Annotated in this window: 17 protein-coding genes; 10 read left to right on the top strand and 7 right to left on the bottom strand. The window is 66.1% G+C overall.

Features of this window, described 5'->3' with window-relative positions:
* Nucleotides 1-63: 63 nt before the first annotated feature.
* The 4 genes from GDH07_RS15385 (at nt 64) to GDH07_RS15370 (ending at nt 2,974) form a co-directional block, all read left to right on the top strand.
* Nucleotides 64-1,563: a helix-turn-helix transcriptional regulator gene (locus GDH07_RS15385; protein WP_152898082.1), complete on the top strand. Its 1,500-nt coding sequence runs from the start codon at nt 64-66 to the stop codon at nt 1,561-1,563.
* Between the two features lie 134 nt (nt 1,564-1,697).
* Nucleotides 1,698-1,949 carry a CsbD family protein gene (locus GDH07_RS15380; protein WP_022643959.1) on the top strand — a complete coding sequence of 84 codons (252 nt, stop codon included), beginning with the start codon at nt 1,698-1,700 and terminating at the stop codon, nt 1,947-1,949.
* Between the two features lie 10 nt (nt 1,950-1,959).
* On the top strand, nt 1,960-2,211 hold the full coding sequence (locus GDH07_RS15375; RefSeq protein ID WP_371263394.1) for a DUF1652 domain-containing protein: 252 nt from the start codon (nt 1,960-1,962) through the stop codon (nt 2,209-2,211).
* A 157-nt stretch (nt 2,212-2,368) separates the two neighbouring features.
* Nucleotides 2,369-2,974: a trimeric intracellular cation channel family protein gene (locus GDH07_RS15370; RefSeq protein ID WP_152898081.1), complete on the top strand. Its 606-nt coding sequence runs from the start codon at nt 2,369-2,371 to the stop codon at nt 2,972-2,974.
* Nucleotides 2,975-3,031: 57 nt separating this feature from the next.
* Here GDH07_RS15370 and GDH07_RS15365 read toward each other — a convergent pair whose 3' ends face one another.
* Together GDH07_RS15365 and GDH07_RS15360 are read right to left on the bottom strand one after the other, a co-directional pair.
* Nucleotides 3,032-4,423 carry a sensor histidine kinase gene (locus tag GDH07_RS15365; RefSeq protein WP_103325565.1) on the bottom strand — a complete coding sequence of 464 codons (1,392 nt, stop codon included), beginning with the start codon at nt 4,421-4,423 and terminating at the stop codon, nt 3,032-3,034.
* Nucleotides 4,401-5,084 (bottom strand): response regulator transcription factor, encoded by a 684-nt coding sequence (locus GDH07_RS15360; protein ID WP_053128966.1) that lies wholly within the window; start codon nt 5,082-5,084, stop codon nt 4,401-4,403. The genes GDH07_RS15365 and GDH07_RS15360 overlap by 23 nt, the downstream gene beginning before the upstream one ends.
* Nucleotides 5,085-5,281: 197 nt before the next feature.
* Here GDH07_RS15360 and GDH07_RS15355 point away from each other — a divergent pair, with 197 nt between their 5' ends.
* The 6 genes from GDH07_RS15355 to hcnC all read left to right on the top strand — a co-directional run bounded on the left by GDH07_RS15355 (nt 5,282) and on the right by hcnC (nt 10,507).
* Nucleotides 5,282-5,614 carry a YdcA family protein gene (locus GDH07_RS15355; RefSeq protein ID WP_425502110.1) on the top strand — a complete coding sequence of 111 codons (333 nt, stop codon included), beginning with the start codon at nt 5,282-5,284 and terminating at the stop codon, nt 5,612-5,614.
* A 40-nt stretch (nt 5,615-5,654) separates the two neighbouring features.
* Nucleotides 5,655-6,050, top strand: coding sequence for a hypothetical protein (locus GDH07_RS15350; RefSeq protein WP_053128972.1), 396 nt, complete (start codon nt 5,655-5,657; stop codon nt 6,048-6,050).
* A 189-nt stretch (nt 6,051-6,239) separates the two neighbouring features.
* Nucleotides 6,240-7,175, top strand: a complete 936-nt coding sequence (locus tag GDH07_RS15345; protein ID WP_152898079.1) for a hypothetical protein — start codon at nt 6,240-6,242, stop codon at nt 7,173-7,175.
* 371 nt (nt 7,176-7,546) lie between these two features.
* Nucleotides 7,547-7,864, top strand: a complete 318-nt coding sequence (gene hcnA, locus GDH07_RS15340) for a cyanide-forming glycine dehydrogenase subunit HcnA (RefSeq protein ID WP_053128978.1) — start codon at nt 7,547-7,549, stop codon at nt 7,862-7,864.
* Nucleotides 7,861-9,270, top strand: coding sequence for a cyanide-forming glycine dehydrogenase subunit HcnB (gene hcnB / locus GDH07_RS15335; RefSeq protein ID WP_053128981.1), 1,410 nt, complete (start codon nt 7,861-7,863; stop codon nt 9,268-9,270). The genes hcnA and hcnB overlap by 4 nt, the downstream gene beginning before the upstream one ends.
* Nucleotides 9,263-10,507, top strand: a complete 1,245-nt coding sequence (gene hcnC, locus GDH07_RS15330; protein ID WP_053128984.1) for a cyanide-forming glycine dehydrogenase subunit HcnC — start codon at nt 9,263-9,265, stop codon at nt 10,505-10,507. The genes hcnB and hcnC overlap by 8 nt, the downstream gene beginning before the upstream one ends.
* A gap of 232 nt (nt 10,508-10,739) precedes the next feature.
* Here the strand turns inward: hcnC and GDH07_RS15325 are convergent, their stop codons facing one another.
* From GDH07_RS15325 to GDH07_RS15305, 5 genes are all read right to left on the bottom strand, one after another.
* Nucleotides 10,740-11,720, bottom strand: coding sequence for a 2-hydroxyacid dehydrogenase (locus GDH07_RS15325; protein ID WP_152898078.1), 981 nt, complete (start codon nt 11,718-11,720; stop codon nt 10,740-10,742).
* 18 nt (nt 11,721-11,738) lie between these two features.
* A complete protein-coding gene (locus GDH07_RS15320; protein ID WP_053128990.1) occupies nt 11,739-13,034 on the bottom strand; it encodes an MFS transporter in 1,296 nt (431 codons plus the stop codon).
* Nucleotides 13,035-13,108: 74 nt separating this feature from the next.
* Nucleotides 13,109-14,065, bottom strand: a complete 957-nt coding sequence (locus GDH07_RS15315; RefSeq protein ID WP_152898077.1) for a sugar kinase — start codon at nt 14,063-14,065, stop codon at nt 13,109-13,111.
* Nucleotides 14,058-14,840 (bottom strand): sugar phosphate isomerase/epimerase family protein, encoded by a 783-nt coding sequence (locus tag GDH07_RS15310; RefSeq protein WP_152898076.1) that lies wholly within the window; start codon nt 14,838-14,840, stop codon nt 14,058-14,060. Before GDH07_RS15310 ends, GDH07_RS15315 begins: the two co-directional genes overlap by 8 nt.
* A 159-nt stretch (nt 14,841-14,999) precedes the next feature.
* Nucleotides 15,000-16,025: a LacI family DNA-binding transcriptional regulator gene (locus GDH07_RS15305; RefSeq protein ID WP_343038244.1), complete on the bottom strand. Its 1,026-nt coding sequence runs from the start codon at nt 16,023-16,025 to the stop codon at nt 15,000-15,002.
* Nucleotides 16,026-16,182: the final 157 nt, after the last annotated feature.

Genomic DNA, 16,182 nt, shown 5'->3' with positions numbered 1-16,182 from the left:
TGGTCGTAATGGCAGTTGCCCTTGTCCCTTGCCCGGCCATTGCCGTGGCCTTCAGGAGATGCCATGAGCCAGGCCGTACTTGCCACCGAAACCAATCGCCGCCAATTGCAGCAGATCATCTCGGGACTGTCCGACGGGGTGATCCTGATCGAGACCGACAAGGCCAGGAGCCTGCTCTGGGCCAATGAGGCGGCCCTGGCCATGCACGGGGTCAGCGAAGTCAGCCAGCTGGGCGCCAACGCCCGGGAATACGCCAAGCGTTATGCCTTGCGCTATCGCAACAACCATCCCCTGGCGCTGGACAGCTACCCCATCAGCCGGGTGGCCGCCGGCGAGACCTTCAGCGATGTGGTGGTGGAGGTCCAGGCCGAGATCGAGGGTGAAGCCAGGCACTGGGTGCACCGGGTGCGCAGCATGATCCTCAGCGACCGCGGCGGCGCCCCGGAATCGCTGGTGCTGATTCTCAGCGATGCCACCGACTGGGCCAGCGCCGAGCAGCGCTTCGAGAAGACCTTCAGCGCCAACCCGGCGCCGGCGGTGATCTGCCGTCTCAGCGACCTGCGCTACATCAAGGTCAACCAGGGTTTCCTGGAAATGACCGGCTACGCCCGGGACCAGGTGATCGGCCGTTCGGTGTACGAGCTGGATGTGCTGGAGGACGCCGAGCACAAGGACCTGGCCATCGAGCGCCTGGGGCAGGGCGCGACCATTCCGCAGATGCAGGCCGAGCTGCGCTTGCCCGAGGGCGGCAGCAAGCTGGTGATCGTCGCTGGCCAGCCCCTGGATATCAACGATGAAGACTGCATGCTGTTTTCCTTCATGGACCTGGAGCCGCGGCGCAAGGCCGAGGTCGCCCTGCGCCAGAGCGAGGAGCGCTTCGCCCGCTCGTTCCGCCTGACCCCGGTGCCGACCCTGGTGTGCAGCGCCGAGCAGCAGATCGTCGACGTCAACGAAGCCTTCCTCAACACCTGCGGCTACAGCAGCGAGGAACTGCTGGGCAAGACCCTGGACAGCATCGGTTTCATCGCCGAGCAGGCGGCGGCCCGGCAGTTGTTCAGCCAGCTGGAGAAGAGCGGCCACGTCATGGGCCAGGACCTCAAGGTGCGCAAGAAGGGCGCCGAGCTGATCGACTGCGTGGCCTACGCCGACACCGTGGTGATCCAGGACCAGCCCAGCTACCTGCTGGTGCTGATGGACATCAGCGATCGCAAGCGTTCCGAACTGGAGTTGGTGGGGGCTATCGAGGAGGTGATGCGCGACGCTTCCTGGTTCAGCCAGACCCTGATCGAAAAACTCGCCAATGTCCGCAACAGCCGTGGCCCCGGCGCCCCGGGCACGTCCTCGGCCGACCTGACCGCCCGCGAGCGTGAAGTACTGGGGTTGATCTACCAGGGCCTGGCGGACAAGGAGATCGCCGCCCAGTTGCAACTGGCCCTCAATACCGTGCGCAACCACGTGGCGACCCTGTATTCCAAGCTTGGCGTGCACAGCCGTGGCGAGGCCATCGTCTGGGCCCGCGAGCGCGGGTTGTTCGCTGGTGCCCTGGTGGGCGGGCTGCGCTGAGCTGGTGCGCATGCACTAGTGCGGCTAGTGCATATGCGCCTTTTGCCAGGCGTTACGGGTTCTTAGGCTGTGAGTGTGCGCAGGTCCGTTGCTGGAGCCTGGCGCCGATCAACCACAGCGAAAGGACAATCGACATGGCTAGCGAACAGCTCAAGGGCAAGGTGGACAAGGCGGCAGGCAAGGCCCAGGCGATGGTGGGCGAACTGCTGGACGATGAGCCGATGCAAGCGCGGGGCATGGCCCGGGAAGCGGCGGGCCAGTTGCAGGAGCACTACGGCGAGGTGCTGGACCGGGGCTTGCGTTGGGCCCGGGAGCGTCCGTTGGCTAGCGTGGCGTTGTTGGCGGGTGTCGGCCTGCTGGCCGGCCTGTTGCTGCGGCGTCGCTGAGGTGCCGGGGGTGATTACCCAGGCGCAGCTACGGGCTTGTATCGAACAGCGCCTGGCGCCACTGGCTTGCAGCTTCACCACGGCGGGCGACGGCACCCTGACCCTGCGGGTGTTCGAGCCCCACAGCGGCCGGGTCGACCTGGTGGCCAGCGGGCTCAGCCTCAAGGCCCTGCGCAGCGAGGCCGATGTGGCGAAGATGATCGACGAGCTGCTCTATGAGCTGGACAGCAACTCCCTGGGGCGCATCGACCTGACGCCCTGAGCCTTCTCGATGGCGGCGCCGCCGGCGCTGGACTATAAGCAAAGGGTCGCTGGCCGCGCTCGCGGCCGGCCTTGCGAGTCGGCTCCATGTCCGCAGTCTTTCCCTACTCCGATCGTGGTGAACCGTGAACGCCCGGGTCCAGGGTGTGCCCGGTCGTTTGGACAATATCGTCCTGGTGGCGGATCTGGCCGGTACCGCGGTGTTCGCCGTGGAAGGCGCGATCAGCGCCATGCGCGCCCAGCTCGATCTGTTGGGGGTGATGGTGATCGCCTTTATCGTCGCCCTCGGCGGTGGCGTCACCCGTGACCTGTTGATCGGCGCCAGCCCGCCCAAGGCGGTGGCCGACTGGCGCTATCCGGCCCTGGCTCTGGTGATGGGCGGGCTGGCCTTCGTGTTCCATGAAGGGGTGCTGGGGATTTCCGAGCCGTTGCTGATTCTGCTGGATGCGGCGGGGCTGGGGCTGTTTGCCGTGGCCGGCACGCAGAAGGCCTTGAACGTCGGCATCTCGTCGTTCGTGGCGACCCTGATGGGCACCGTGACCGGGGTCGGTGGCGGGGTGATCCGCGACATCGTGCTGGCGCGCATTCCCCTGGTCTTGCAGGTGGATTTGTACGCCAGCTCGGCCTTCATCGGCGCTGCCACCCTGATCCTCGCCCGACGCCTGGGGCTGGCGCCCATGGCCTGCGCCTGGTTGGCCGGCAGTGCGTGTTTCGCCCTGCGCATGCTCTCGGTGCACTACGGCTGGCAATTGCCCCGGGCCTGATTGGCGTAGATCGCTGTGTGTAGCCGCTGCCGCAGGCTGCGCATGGGCGCGCAGCGGCTATTCGGTGATCAGGTTGGGGTGGCAGTCCAGGCTCAGGCGGGCGCCGCCGCGTTCGCTGGTGCCGACGTCGAGCTTGAAGCCGTGCAGGTCGACGATCGCCGCGACGATCGACAGGCCCAGGCCAAAGCCGCCCTGGGCGTTGTTTTCGTCGACCCGGTAGAAGCGCCGGAACACCGCGGCGCGCTCCGCCGGGGGAATCCCGGGGCCGGAGTCGAGTACTTCCAGGCGCGGGCTGCCGCCGTCGTCCAGGCCACGCAGGATCACCTCGCCACCCGGCGGGGTGAACTTGATCGAGTTGCTCAACAGGTTGGCCAGGGCCTCGAATAGCAGCGCCCGGTCGCCGACCATGCGCGGCAGGCTCGGTGGCACCTCCAGCACCAGGCTCAGGCGGCCTTCCTCGGCCAGGGGCAGGTAGAAGTCATGCAGCTCTTGCAGCAGCGGCAAGGGGTCGAGTTCGAGAAAACCCGAACGGCGCCGACGGTCTTCCAGTTCCGAGATCCGCAGCAACCCGCGAAAGCGCGCCATCAGGGTGTCGGCTTCCGCCAGCAACTGGTCCATCTGCAACGCCTGGGGCGAGCCTTCCTCGGCCTGCTGTTGCAGGCGATAGAGCTGGGCCCGCAGGCGGGTCAATGGGGTGCGCAGATCGTGGGCGATGTTGTCGCACACACCCTTGACCTCATGCATCAGCCGCTCGATGCGTTCGAGCATGGCGTTGACGATGGCCGCCAGCATGTCCAGCTCATCGCGCCGATTGGACAGCGGCAGGCGCCGGGTCAGGTCGCCGGCGACGATGGCGTCGGCACTGGCCTGGATCTGCCGGATGCGCCGCAACGGCCGGCGCCGCAGCAGGTGCCAGCCGGCCGCGCCGGGAATGATGGTCAGGGAAATCCCCCAGAGCAGGGCGTGGAGGATGATGCGGGTCACCGCGAACAGCGAGCCGTTGTCGCGCACCAGCACCAGCCAGCGGCCGTCGCGGGTCAGGGTGGCCACCGCATCGCAACTGTCTCGGGGCAGGCTCGGGTCGTCGGAGTCGATGCAGTTCTTCAACTCGTGGATCTGGCCATCCAGGGGCAGGTCCTCGGGGATCTCGCGGATTGGCCCGCTGAGCGGCCGGCGCTGGGCGTCGAACAGGCCGTAGGCGTCGATGGCGCGCATGTCGAAGGTCATGCTGGTGGCCAGGGCCTCCACCAATTGCTCGCCCTCGAAGCGGGCGAACAGGTGTTGGCGCTGCATCAGCGAGTGCTTGGCCAGGCTGTCCAGGTAGTTGGAGACCTCGTAATACAGCACCCCCATGAGGATGCAGCTCCAGGCCACGAACAGCGAACTGTAGAGCGCCAGCAGGCGGCTGCTGGAAGAGCGCCAGCCCTTAGAGGGGTTCAGCGATGACATAACCCGAGCCTCGCACGGTGCGGATCAGCGGGGCCATGCCGGGTGGGTCGATCTTCTTGCGCAGGCGGCCGATGTGCACGTCGATCAGGTTGGTCCCGGGGTCGAAGTGATAACCCCAGACCTCCTCGAAGATCATCATCCGCGAGAGGATCTGCCCGGTGTTGCGCATCAGGAACTCCAGCAGCTTGTATTCGGTGGGCAGCAGGCTCAGCAGTTGCTCGGCGCGGGTCGCCTCGCGGCTGATCAGGTTCAGCTCCAGGTCCGCCACCCGCAGGCTGGTGTCGAAATCCTTGACCGTGTTCTTGCGCCGCAGCAGCACCTCGACCCGGGCCGCCATCTCGTCGGAGGCGAAGGGCTTGGTCAGGTAGTCGTCGCCGCCGGCGCGCAGGCCGCGCACGCGCTCGTCGACATCGGACAGGGCGCTGATCATCAGGATCGGCGTCGACACGCCGATGGTGCGCAGGGTGGTGACGATGGCCAGGCCGTCCAACTCAGGCAGCATGCGGTCCAGGGTGATCAGGTCGTAGTCGCCGCTGACGGCGCGCACCAGGCCTTCGCGGCCGTTGTCCACCCAGTCCACGTCCAGGCCGTGGCTGCTCAGTTCAGCGACGATTTCCCGGGCCGTCACGGCGTCGTCTTCAATGGTCAGAATGCGGGTCATGGGCGGAGCACCTGTTGCAAGGGTTCATGGCACAGGAGGGCATTCTGCCAAGAAACCGCGGCCTGGATTCTAAAAAAACTTTCATCTATCGCACTCACCCCATCATGGCCAGTGAAATCCAGCGTCGCTGGGCCAGAACGCTGATATCATCTGGCCACTTTTTGCCAGGAGACACGAGCATGGGCAGGGTGATCCAAATGCGCAGCAAACCCGCTTCATTGCTGTGCCTGGGCCTGCTCCTTTTGCTGGGCAGCAGCGTTGCACTGGCGGGCAACCAGCCCTGTTCCGGGCGCAAGGGCGGCATCGCCGGCTGCGATGGCGAGTTGTTCCTGTGCCGCGACGGCTCCATCAGCGCCTCGAAGAAAAACTGCGCGCTGATGTTCGGCGAACCTGCACCCAGCCCTCGGGCGCAACCGTTGCTGCGCGACGCCGAGGGTTGCAGTTGCGGCTCCGGCAGCTTCTGCACCGGGCCCAGGGGCGGAGTCTATTGCCTGACGCCTACTGGCAATAAAAGCTACAAGCGGCGCTAGCCAAGCCGGCGCCGGATCCTTCCATTCCAGACTATCGACGATGAACAAGACCTCCCGTTTCAAACGCCTGGGCTGGCTGCTGCTGGTGAGCCTGGTGCTCAACAGCCTGAGCCAGATCCTGCTGGCATTGCCCGCGGCCATCGCCCTGGTGGGCGCCGTGCCGCATTATGCCTGGAGCCTGTTGGTGACCACGGGCGTCAAGATCCTCCTGCTGACGCCGCTGACCGCCGTGATCCCGGGCCTCTTGATGCTCTTCGGCCTGCGCTTTGGCGCCTGGGCCTGCCTGCCGATGTGCATTCTGCTGATGATCCTGGGGCCCTGGCCTGGAACCAGCATCGGCCAGTTCCTGCTGGGTTACTGGATCATCGCCTTGCTGGGCCGCTTTGCCTGGCTCAAGGGGCGCGACCTGTACTACTACGTCCGCGCCAAGGCTTGAGCCTGACCGTGCAGAACGCCCGCCGGACAACCGATCCAGTGGGCAATCTGCCCGGCCCCTGGCGTTTTGATCGCGCTGCAACCTACTGAAAAACAAAGCATTCATTGGTTTCGTGCAACTGGCATGACGACTGCAATCCTCTGATCGAGACTTGCTTCGTCACCTTCATCTGCCAGGAGCAGAACAACAATGAACAGACCTTCTGAACACCTGCTTGCTACCACCGATGTCTCCAGCCATGGCTCGGGGGTGTCATGGTCGGCGATCTTCGCCGGCGCCGCGGCGGCTGCGGCCCTGTCGTTGATCCTCTTGCTGCTGGGCCTGGGGTTCTCCTCGGTGTCGCCCTGGACCGGCAGTGGCCTGGGCGCCAAGGGCCTGGGTATCTCCAGCATCGTCTGGTTGGCTCTGACGCAGATCGTCGCTGCGGCCCTGGGCGGCTACCTGGCCGGGCGCTTGCGGGTGAAATGGGCCAACCTGCACGGTGACGAAGTGTATTTTCGCGATACCGCCCATGGCTTCCTGGCCTGGGCCGTGGCGACCCTGGTCACCGCGACGTTGCTGGTAGGCACCGTTGGCAGCCTGGTTGGCGGCGGCCTGCAGGCTGGTGCGCAGTTGGCCGGCGGCGTTGCAGGAGCGGCGACCCAAATGGCCGGTCAGGCGGCCAGCCAGGGTTCCCGGGAGGATTATGGCTACTTCGTCGACAGTCTGTTTCGCGATGATCGCCCGGTGGCAGTGAGTGACGATGCGGCCCGGGGCACCGTGTCGCGCATCTTCGTGCGGACCCTGGGCAACGATGGTCAGTTGGCTACCGAGGACCGGGCCTACCTTGCGCAACTGGTGGCCCAGCGTACCAACCTCGGCCAGGCCGAGGCCGAGCGGCGGGTCGATGAAGTGTTCGCCAAGGCCCGCCAGGCCGTGGAACAGGCCAAGCAAGCGGCCAAGGAGGCAGCCGATACCGCTGCCAAGGTCGCTGCATGGTCCTCGCTGTGGATGTTCATCGCACTACTGTGCGGCGCTTTCTTCGCCAGCCTGGCCGCGCTATACGGCGGCCGTCGTCGGGACGCGGTGGTCTGGGTCGAGACCGACCTCCAGCCACGTACCACAGCGCCCGTTGCCACCCATTGATCAGGAGATATCCCCCATGCGCTCATTACTCTTGTGGTTCCTCGGCGTACCTATCCCGGTAATCATCCTGATTGCCCTGTTCATGCATTGATGCCCGCGCGTTGATGCCACTGTGAACCGCTGCCGGCCTGTGCCCGCAGCGGTTTTTTTTGCCCCTGGCCCGAGACGTCGGGACACTGGCGGCATTTTCATGACGTTGCACGGGCATTTGCTTGGCCCAAGTCAATACTCGTGTCCGACAAACCGACTAGATTGGCCCGCGCCTGGTTCTGGCAGAGTCTCCGGAACCGTGACGTTGCCACGTCCCCGCGCCGGGACCCGGACGGCAGGATGCCGGCAACCGCCTTTCACTTCTTCACGGATGAACCGCAATGCGTCAGATAGACCGCAACTTCGATATTCAGCCGCTGCAGCATGCGGACATGACCATCAGCCTCAATGGCCAGCCGGTCACCGCCGCGCTGGGCGAGACCGTCCTCAGCGTCATCCAGGCCACCGGCCTGCGCCAGGTGGCCCGCAACGACCATGGGCAATTGGTGGGTGCCTACTGCGGCATGGGCGTGTGCCATTGCTGCCTGGTGCAGATCGATGGCCGGCACAAGCGCCGGGCCTGCCAGACCCTGGTCAAGCCAGGCATGCAGGTGCAGACCCTGACCAACCGCATCAATGAAACGGAGCCCAGCCTATGAGCCAGAATCCGCTAATCGTCGGCGGTGGCCCGGCGGGCATGGCAGCGGCCATCGAGTTGGCCGAGCACGGCGTGCACAGCACCCTGATCGAAGAGGCTTCGCGCCTGGGCGGGGTGGTCTATCGCGGGCCATTGCGCGATGGCGTACAGCTGGATTACCTGGGGCCGCGCTACAGCGAGATGCTGGCCAAGCTGCACGGTGACTTCGGCGACCATGAACAGATGATCGACGTGCGCCTCAACAGCCGGGTGATCGGCGCCGAAGGCAGCCATAGCCTGATGCTGCTCGATGGCGAGGAACAAGTGCAGGAAGTGCCCTACGGGCAACTGGTGCTGGCCGCTGGCTGCCACGAACGCAGCGTGCCGTTCCCCGGCTGGACCCTGCCCGGGGTCAAGCTGCTCGGTGGCCTGCAATTGCAGATCAAGAGCGGGGTGGTCAAGCCCCAGAGCCCGGTGGTGATCGCCGGCACCGGTCCGCTGCTGCCCCTGGTGGCCTGCCAGCTGCATGCCGCAGGCGTGCGAGTGGCCGGAGTCTACGAGGCCAGTGCCCTGAGCAAGATCGCCAAGCAGAGCCTGGCCCTGCTCAACAAGCCACAGTTGTTCCTCGATGGCTTGAGCATGCTGGCCTACCTGAAGATGCACGGCATCGCCCTGCGCTATGGCTGGGGCGTGGTCGAGGCCCAGGGCCAGGATGCCCTCAGCGTAGTGACCGTGGCCCCGTATTCCAGCGACTGGCAGCCGGACATGTCCCAGGCCCAGCGCATCGCCGCCCAGACCCTGGCCATCGGCTACGGCTTCATTCCGCGCACCCAGCTCAGCCAGCAGATGGGCCTGGAGCACAGCTTCAGCGACGACGGCTACCTGCGGGCCAACGCCAACGTCTGGCAGCAGAGCAGCGAGCCGCACATCCACCTGGCCGGCGACATGGGCGGCATCCGTGGTGGTGAAGCGGCGATGCTCAGTGGCCGTATCGCAGCGTTGTCGATCCTGATGCAGCGCGATGTGTTGAGCAACGAAGCGGCCCTGCGCCGGCGCCAGGGCTACGAGCGCAAGCTGGCCTCGATCCTGCGTTTTCGCGGTGCGGTGGACCGCTACACCGCACGTGGTGTCGGACAGATAGAACTGCCCAAGGGCGACACCGTGATCTGCCGTTGCGAGCACACCACTCGCAACGATATCGAACGGGCCCTGGCCCAGGGCGTCGAGGACATGGCCAGCCTGAAGATGCGCACCCGGGTGAGCATGGGCGACTGCCAGGGGCGGATGTGCGTGGGCTATTGCAGCGACCGCCTGCGCCAGGCCACCGGGCGCAAGGATGTGGGCTGGATTCGCCCGCGCTTCCCGCTGGATCCGATTCCATTCTCCGCCTTTGCGCCGGCCGACCAGGAGGTCTCCAAGCATGACTAAGCACTATGACGTGGTAATCGCCGGTGGCGGCGTGATCGGGGCGTCCTGCGCCTATCAGCTGTCCAAGCGCAAGGGCCTGAAGGTGGCCTTGATCGACTCCAAGCGCCCGGGCAATGCCAGCCGTGCCTCGGCCGGCGGCCTGTGGGCCATCGGCGAATCGGTGGGCCTGGGTTGCGGGGTAATCTTCTTTCGCATGATGTCGGCCAACCGCAAGCGCGAGGCCCAGGGCTCGGCGGTGGTGGTGGACTCCAGCACGCCGCACATCCTGCCGCAGTCGTTCTTCGACTTCGCCCTGCAGTCCAACGAGCTGTACCCGCGCCTGCACCGCGAGCTGATCGGCCTGCATGGCATGGACTTCAAGTTCGAGCACACCGGGCTCAAGTTCGTCATCTACGACGATGAAGACCGGCTGTACGCCGAGCATATCGTCGGCTGCATCCCGCATCTTTCGGAGCAGGTGCGCTGGCTCGACCAGGCAGCCCTGCGCGCCTCCGAGCCGAGTATCAGCCATGAGGCCCAGGGCGCCCTGGAGTTCCTCTGCGACCATCAGGTCAACCCGTTCCGCCTCACCGACGCCTACACCGAGGGCGCCCGGCAGAATGGCGTCGACGTGTTCTTCAACACCAACGTCACCGGTGTCTTGCACCAGGGTAACCGGGTCACTGGCGTGCAGACCGCCGAGGCCGGGGTGTTCCATTGCTCGACCCTGATCAACGCCGCCGGCGCCTGGGCTGCGGAACTGAGCCTGCAGGCCACGGGGATGGAGATCCCGGTCAAGCCGGTCAAGGGCCAGATCCTCCTGACCGAGCGCATGCCCAAGCTGCTCAACGGTTGCCTGACCACCAGCGACTGCTACATGGCGCAGAAGGACAACGGCGAGATCCTCATCGGCAGCACCACCGAGGACAAGGGTTTCGACGTGACCACCACCTATCCGGAGATCAACGGCCTGGTGCAGGGAGCGGTGCGCTGCATTCCCGAGCTGGCCCAGGTCAACCTCAAGCGTTGCTGGGCGGGGCTGCGTCCCGGTTCGCCGGATGAGCTGCCGATCCTCGGGCCGATGGACGGGATCCAGGGTTACCTCAACGCCTGCGGGCACTTCCGCACCGGCATCCTGACCTCGGCGATCACCGGGGTGTTGCTGGACAAGCTGGTGCACGAGGAGGCACTGCCGCTGGATATCACGCCATTCCTGGCCCGTCGCTTCGCCCTGGAGCCGCAGAAGAAACTGGCGTAGCGCGCCTGGCCTGAACGCCAGCCAAGCCGGCCCGCCGGCGCAAGGTTTCGTTGAGCAACACGCTCGCGAACCTTGCGCCGGCGGGCCTTTTTGTTTCTAGCGCAGTCGTTGTTGCAGGGGGGCGATTGCTGGAAGGGCCTGCGGGCCTTGGTGCAGCTTCGCAGGCTCGGCAGCGGCTACAGAGGCTGCGCAACGACGCATTGGTGTAGCCGCTGGCGCAGGGGGCACCGAGTTATTGGCGGTTCCAGGCCGCCGGGTTGACCAGGTTCGCCGGGCGATCGCCGGCCAGGGCAGCGAGGATATTGTCCACCGCGCAGCGCGCCATGGCCTCACGGGTTTCGAAGGTGGCCGAGCCGATATGCGGGGTGGCCACCACATTGGAGAGTTGCAGCAGCGGCGAGTGATGATCCAACGGCTCACGTTCGAACACATCCAGCCCGGCGCCGCGAATGCGCCGCTCCTGTAGCGCTTGGATCAACGCCGCCTCGTCCACTACCTTGCCCCGGGAAATATTGATGAAGATGCTTTCGGGGCGCATCAGGGCGAATTCCCGGGCGCCGATCAGGCCCTGGGTTTGCGGGGTCAGCGGCAGGGTCAGGCAGATGAAGTCGGCCTCTTGCAGCAGTTCGTCGAGGCTGCGATAGCGGGCGCCGAAACGTTGCTCCACGGTCGGCTTGGGCTGGTTGCTGTGGTAGATCACCGGCATGCCGAAGCCGAAGTGCCCACGCTGGGCCAGGGCCTCGCCGATGCGGCCCATGCCGATGATGCCCAGGGTCTTGCCGTGTACGTCGCTGCCAAAGTGCACCGGGCCGATGCTGTGGTTCCACTGGCCGGCGCGAACCATGCCGGCCAGCTCCACCACGCGCCGGGCACTGGCCAGGATCAACGCGAAGCCGGTGTCGGCGGTGGTCTCGGTGAGCACGTCCGGGGTGTTGCTCAGGAGGATGCCGCGCCGGGTCAGGTAGTCGATGTCGTAGTTGTCGACCCCCACCGAGACGCTGGCCACGGCTTCCAGCCGGGGCGCCAGGTCCAGCAATGCCGCATCCAGGCGCAGGCTGGCGCCCAGCAGGCCATGGGCCTCGGGCAGGGCTTCACGCAGTTGCTCCAGGCCGGCGCCGGCCAAGTCCTCGACCAGGGTCACGGTGAGTTGTTCCTGCAGGCGAGCCATCAGCGACGGCGAGAGTTTCTTGTACAGCAGCAGATGTTTTTTCATGGAAGTCTCTGTGGCGATTCAGGAGTGGGCCAGGCGCCGGCGCAGCGCCAGGGGTTTGGCCTGCGGCGTGCTGGCGCCGGGCTTGAGCAGCAGGGTGAGCAGCACCGACAGCAGCAGCGCGCCGCTCATCAGCAGGTAGGAGGCCGCCGGCGAACCGGTGGCGCTGTTCAGGTAGCCCACCAGGTAGGAGCCGCCGAACGAGCCCAGGGCACCCATGCTGTTGATCAGCGCCATGGCGCCGCCGGCGACGTTGGCCGGCAGGATCTCCGGGACGATGGCGAAGAACGGCCCGTAGGGCGCGTACATGCAGGCCCCGGCGATCACCAGCAGGCCGTAGGACCACCAGAAATGCTCGGCCCCCAGCAGGTACGAGCCATAGAAGGCGAAGGCGGCCACCAGCAGCGGTGGCCAGACGAAGCGCTTGCGCTTCTGGGTCCGGTCCGACCCCCAGGACACCCCGAGCATGGCGATCACTGCCGCCAGGTAGGGCAGGGCCGAGAGCCAGCCGGCTTCGACCATGTCCATCTGCGCGCCATGCTTGAGGATCGATGGCAGCCAGAGAACGAAGCCATAGACGCCGATGCTCCAGCAGAAGAACTGCAAGGCCAGGATGATTACCTTAGGTGAGCGGAAGGCTTCGGCGTAGTTCTTCACCGCCTTGATGCCTTGCTGCTCGGCGGCCAGGGCGTTCTCCAGATCTTGTTTTTCCTGCTCGCCCAGCCACTTGGCCTGGCTCGGCCGATCATCGGCCAGGCGCCACCAGATGAAGGCCCAGAGCACCGCCGGCAGGCCTTCGATGATGAACATCCAGCGCCAGCTGAAATGCTCCACCAGGTAACCCGAGACCACCGACATCCACAGCATGGTCACCGGGTTGCCAAGGATCAGGAAGGTATTGGCCCGCGAGCGTTCGGCCCGGGTGAACCAGTGGCACAGGTAGACCAGCATCGCCGGCATCACCGCGGCCTCCACCACGCCGAGCATGAAACGGATGGCGATCAGCATATAGGCATTGGCGACGATGCCGGTGAGGGTGGCCAGGCCGCCCCAGAGAATCAGGCTGACGAAGATCAGCTTCTTCACGCTGCGCCGCTGTGCGTAGATCGCCCCCGGCACCTGGAAGAAGAAATAGCCGAGGAAGAACAGTGCGCCCAGCAGCGACGACAGCCCGGGGGTGATGTTCAGGTCGGCGGCCATTCCCGAGGCGGCGGCGAAGCCGTAGTTGGCACGGTCCAGGTAGGCCAGGCTGTAGGTGATGAAGACGATGGGCATGATGTACCACCAACGGCGGGCGGCGAGTTTGAGCGTATCCATGGCAGTTCTCCTGAGCTTGTTGTTCTTGTCGCAACAGGTGGTTGTTGGGTTCTTGGCCTCGAGGCCGGCCGGCTCTAGAGCGCGGCCGCCAGGCATGGCCGGTCGGCGGGCAACTCATGGCGGTAGGGCAGGCCCTCCATGTCGCCGCGGCTCTGCACCGCGCGGCTGCCGGTCCAGTTGGCCCGCTGCACCGCCTCGACCATGCCGCAGCTTTCCAGCAGGGCGCTGACCAGGCCCACGGCGAAGGCATCGCCAGCGCCCACGGTGTCCACCACCTGGGGCACCGGCACGGCGTCGACGAAGCCGGCATCCAGTTGGGTGCGGTAGTAGGCGCCATGGGCGCCGAGCTTGATCACCACTGCCTCGGCGCCCTGGTCCAGGTAGAAGGCGGCGATGTCCGCCGGATCCTCGTAGCCGGTCAGCAGCCGGCCTTCGCCCAGGCCCGGCAGCACCCAGTGGGCCAGGGCCGCCAGACGGTTGATCTCGCGGATCATCAACGCTTCGCTGGCCCACAGGCTTGGGCGCAGGTTGGGATCGAACGACACGCTGTGCCCGGCGGCGCGCTGGGTGCGCATCAGGTAGTGGGTCAGTTCCCGGGTCGCATCCGACAGCGCCGGGGGAATCCCGGTGGCGTGCAGGTGCCGGGCGCGCAGCAGCGCAGGGGCGACGTCGCTGATGTTCAGGTGGCTGGCCGCCGAGCCGCGACGGAAGTACTCGACCCGGGGATCATCGCCGGTCTCTTCCCGGGACTTGAGCTGGAAGCCGGTCGGGTGCAGCGGATCGCAACGCACGAAGCGGCAGTCCAGGCCCTCGGCCTTGAGGGTGTCGAGCACGAAGCGGCCCAGGGAGTCGTTGCCGACCCGGCTCAGCCAGGCCACCTTGAAGCCCAGGCGCGACAGGCCGATGGCCACGTTGCTGTCGGCACCGGCGATGCGCTTGTGGAAGTGCTCGACCTGGGCCAGGTCGCCGCTGTGTTCGGCGACGAACATGGCCATGGTCTCGCCGAAGGACAGGATATCGATCTCAGGCATTGGTGTTCTCCAGTCGCGACTGGCCCAGGCGGGCCAACTGCTCGACCTGGGTCGCGGTCACCCGCACCAGGTCGTCGCCCTGCAACGGGTATTCCACGGCCCGGGTAATACCTTGGGTCATGTGCCGCAGCAGTTGTTCCCACTGATGCAGTTCCGGGCTGCCGGGCGGTATCGCCACCAGCTTGCCGTCGACCCGCTGGCGCACCGCCTTGCAGTGCACGTAGCCGACATGCCGACCCAGCACGCGCGCGGCGTTGACCGCCGATTGCTCCTGCCATTGCCAGTTGCCGATATCGAAAGTCATGCGCAGTGGCAGGTTGAGGGTTTCCACGGCGCTGAAGAACCGCTGGAACGGTTCGATGCGCCCGCCGTGGGCGGTCTGGTCGTTCTCCACCAGCAGTTGCAGCGGCTGGCGGAACAGCAGGCTGGCCAGGCAGCGCAGGTCGTGATGCTCATTGAAGTGGCCGAGGGATACCTTGAGCTGGCGGGCGCCGAACTCCCGGGCCCGCTGCAAGGTGGCGGACAGCTCCGGCGCCGGTTCGCTGCGCCCCGGCTGCCACAGCTCCAGGGGCGAGGAGTACACGCTGTCCAGCCCGTGTTCACGGGCGTCCTGGGCCAGTTCGGCGGGGTTCTCGCCGCTCAGCAGTTCTTCGCGCCATTCGATGCAGGACGCCCCGGCGGCGGCTACCAGGGGGATGAAGTACCCCTGGCCGTGCTGGCGCACCAGGTCCGCGCCGTAGCTGGACAGGCTGATGGAAACGGGTGATCTGTTCATGTTGCCTACCTCTGAAACCGGTTTCATTTTTGTTCGAGTCAATGCCGTGTTGCTGTCTGTCCCTGTGCTCGCTGCACCTTGTGGCCGCTGCACGTCCATGCGCAGCCTGCGGCAGCGGCTACCCGCGATGCGCCCAGGCTCGCACGGCCTTCCATAGCCTTACTCTCGGGCCTGGCAGGTCGAGCCTCGGACGATCAGTTGCGCGGGAAAGTCCACCACCCGGGCCGGGCCGCTATCGCCGCGCAGGCGCTTGAGCAGGCATTCGAAGGCGCTGGCGCCGATGGCCGCCGTGGGTTGGGCCAGGGCGGTGATGCCGTTGCCCACCAGCGGGTACCAGTCCAGATCATCGAGGGCGATCAGGCCCAGGTCGCCGAACAAGGGGCGATCAAGCTGGCGCAGGGCATTGGTGGCTGCCAGGGCAGCCACGCCATTGGCGCAGAACAGCGCCTTGGGCCCGGCGCCCGGACTGTCGAGGAAGGTCTGCAGGCCGGCATTGAGCCCGGCGCCGGTTTCCAGCACCTGGCCACGCAGGGCCGGGTGCCGGACGATCTCGGCGTGGAAGCTGGTGCTGCGCTCCAGGCGCGAGCTGGTGCCGTCATGGGGTTCGCTGACCAGCAGCAGGTCGCGGTAGCCCTGTTGTTCCAGGTGCTCGATGGCCAGGTGCACCGCCGCCGGGTTGTCCAGGCCCACTAGGTCAGCCTGCAACTGCGCCAGCTTGCGATCCACCAGCACCATGGGCATTTCCTCCTGCAATTGCTGCAATTGGTCCAGGTGGTGGCCCAGGGTGTTCACGATCAGGCCTTCGATGTTGTAGGCCCGCAGGTTGGCCAGGTGCCGGGCTTCCTGCTGGTCGTCGCGGTCGGTGTTGCACACCACCAGGCTGTAGCCGTGCAGGCGGCAGGCGGTTTCCACGCCGTGCATCACGGCAATCGAATAGGGGTTGCGGATATCGGCCACCAGCATGCCGATCAGGCGCGTGCGCCCGCGCTTCAGGCCGCGGGCCATCTGGTTCGGGCGATAGCCCAGTTCGCTGATGGCTTGCTCGATGCGCAGGGCGATGGCGTCGGAAAGCAGGGCGCGGTCTTCGCCGATGAAGCGCGACACACTGGCCTTGGAGACCCCGGCACGGTGGGCGACATCGAGCATGGTGACGCGGCTGCGCTGGGCGGCGGAAAACTGATTCACGGGCGATGACCTTGTTCTTGGAATTATCGGTTCGCAGGATCTGTGAGGTTGGCCTGAAACCGGTTTCAGGAAACCGCAGAATCGGTTCCGCCGTCAAGCGCGGCGTGAGGGCAAATCAACGTTTATACGGCTACCGGCTGACCAATGGTGCATTCCG

Origin of the sequence: Pseudomonas piscis, from assembly GCF_009380155.1 — a bacterium.
Lineage (GTDB): Bacteria > Pseudomonadota > Gammaproteobacteria > Pseudomonadales > Pseudomonadaceae > Aquipseudomonas > Aquipseudomonas piscis.
The sequence above is the reverse complement of the archived record's forward strand: the minus strand, read 5'-3'. Positions and strand labels throughout refer to the sequence as shown.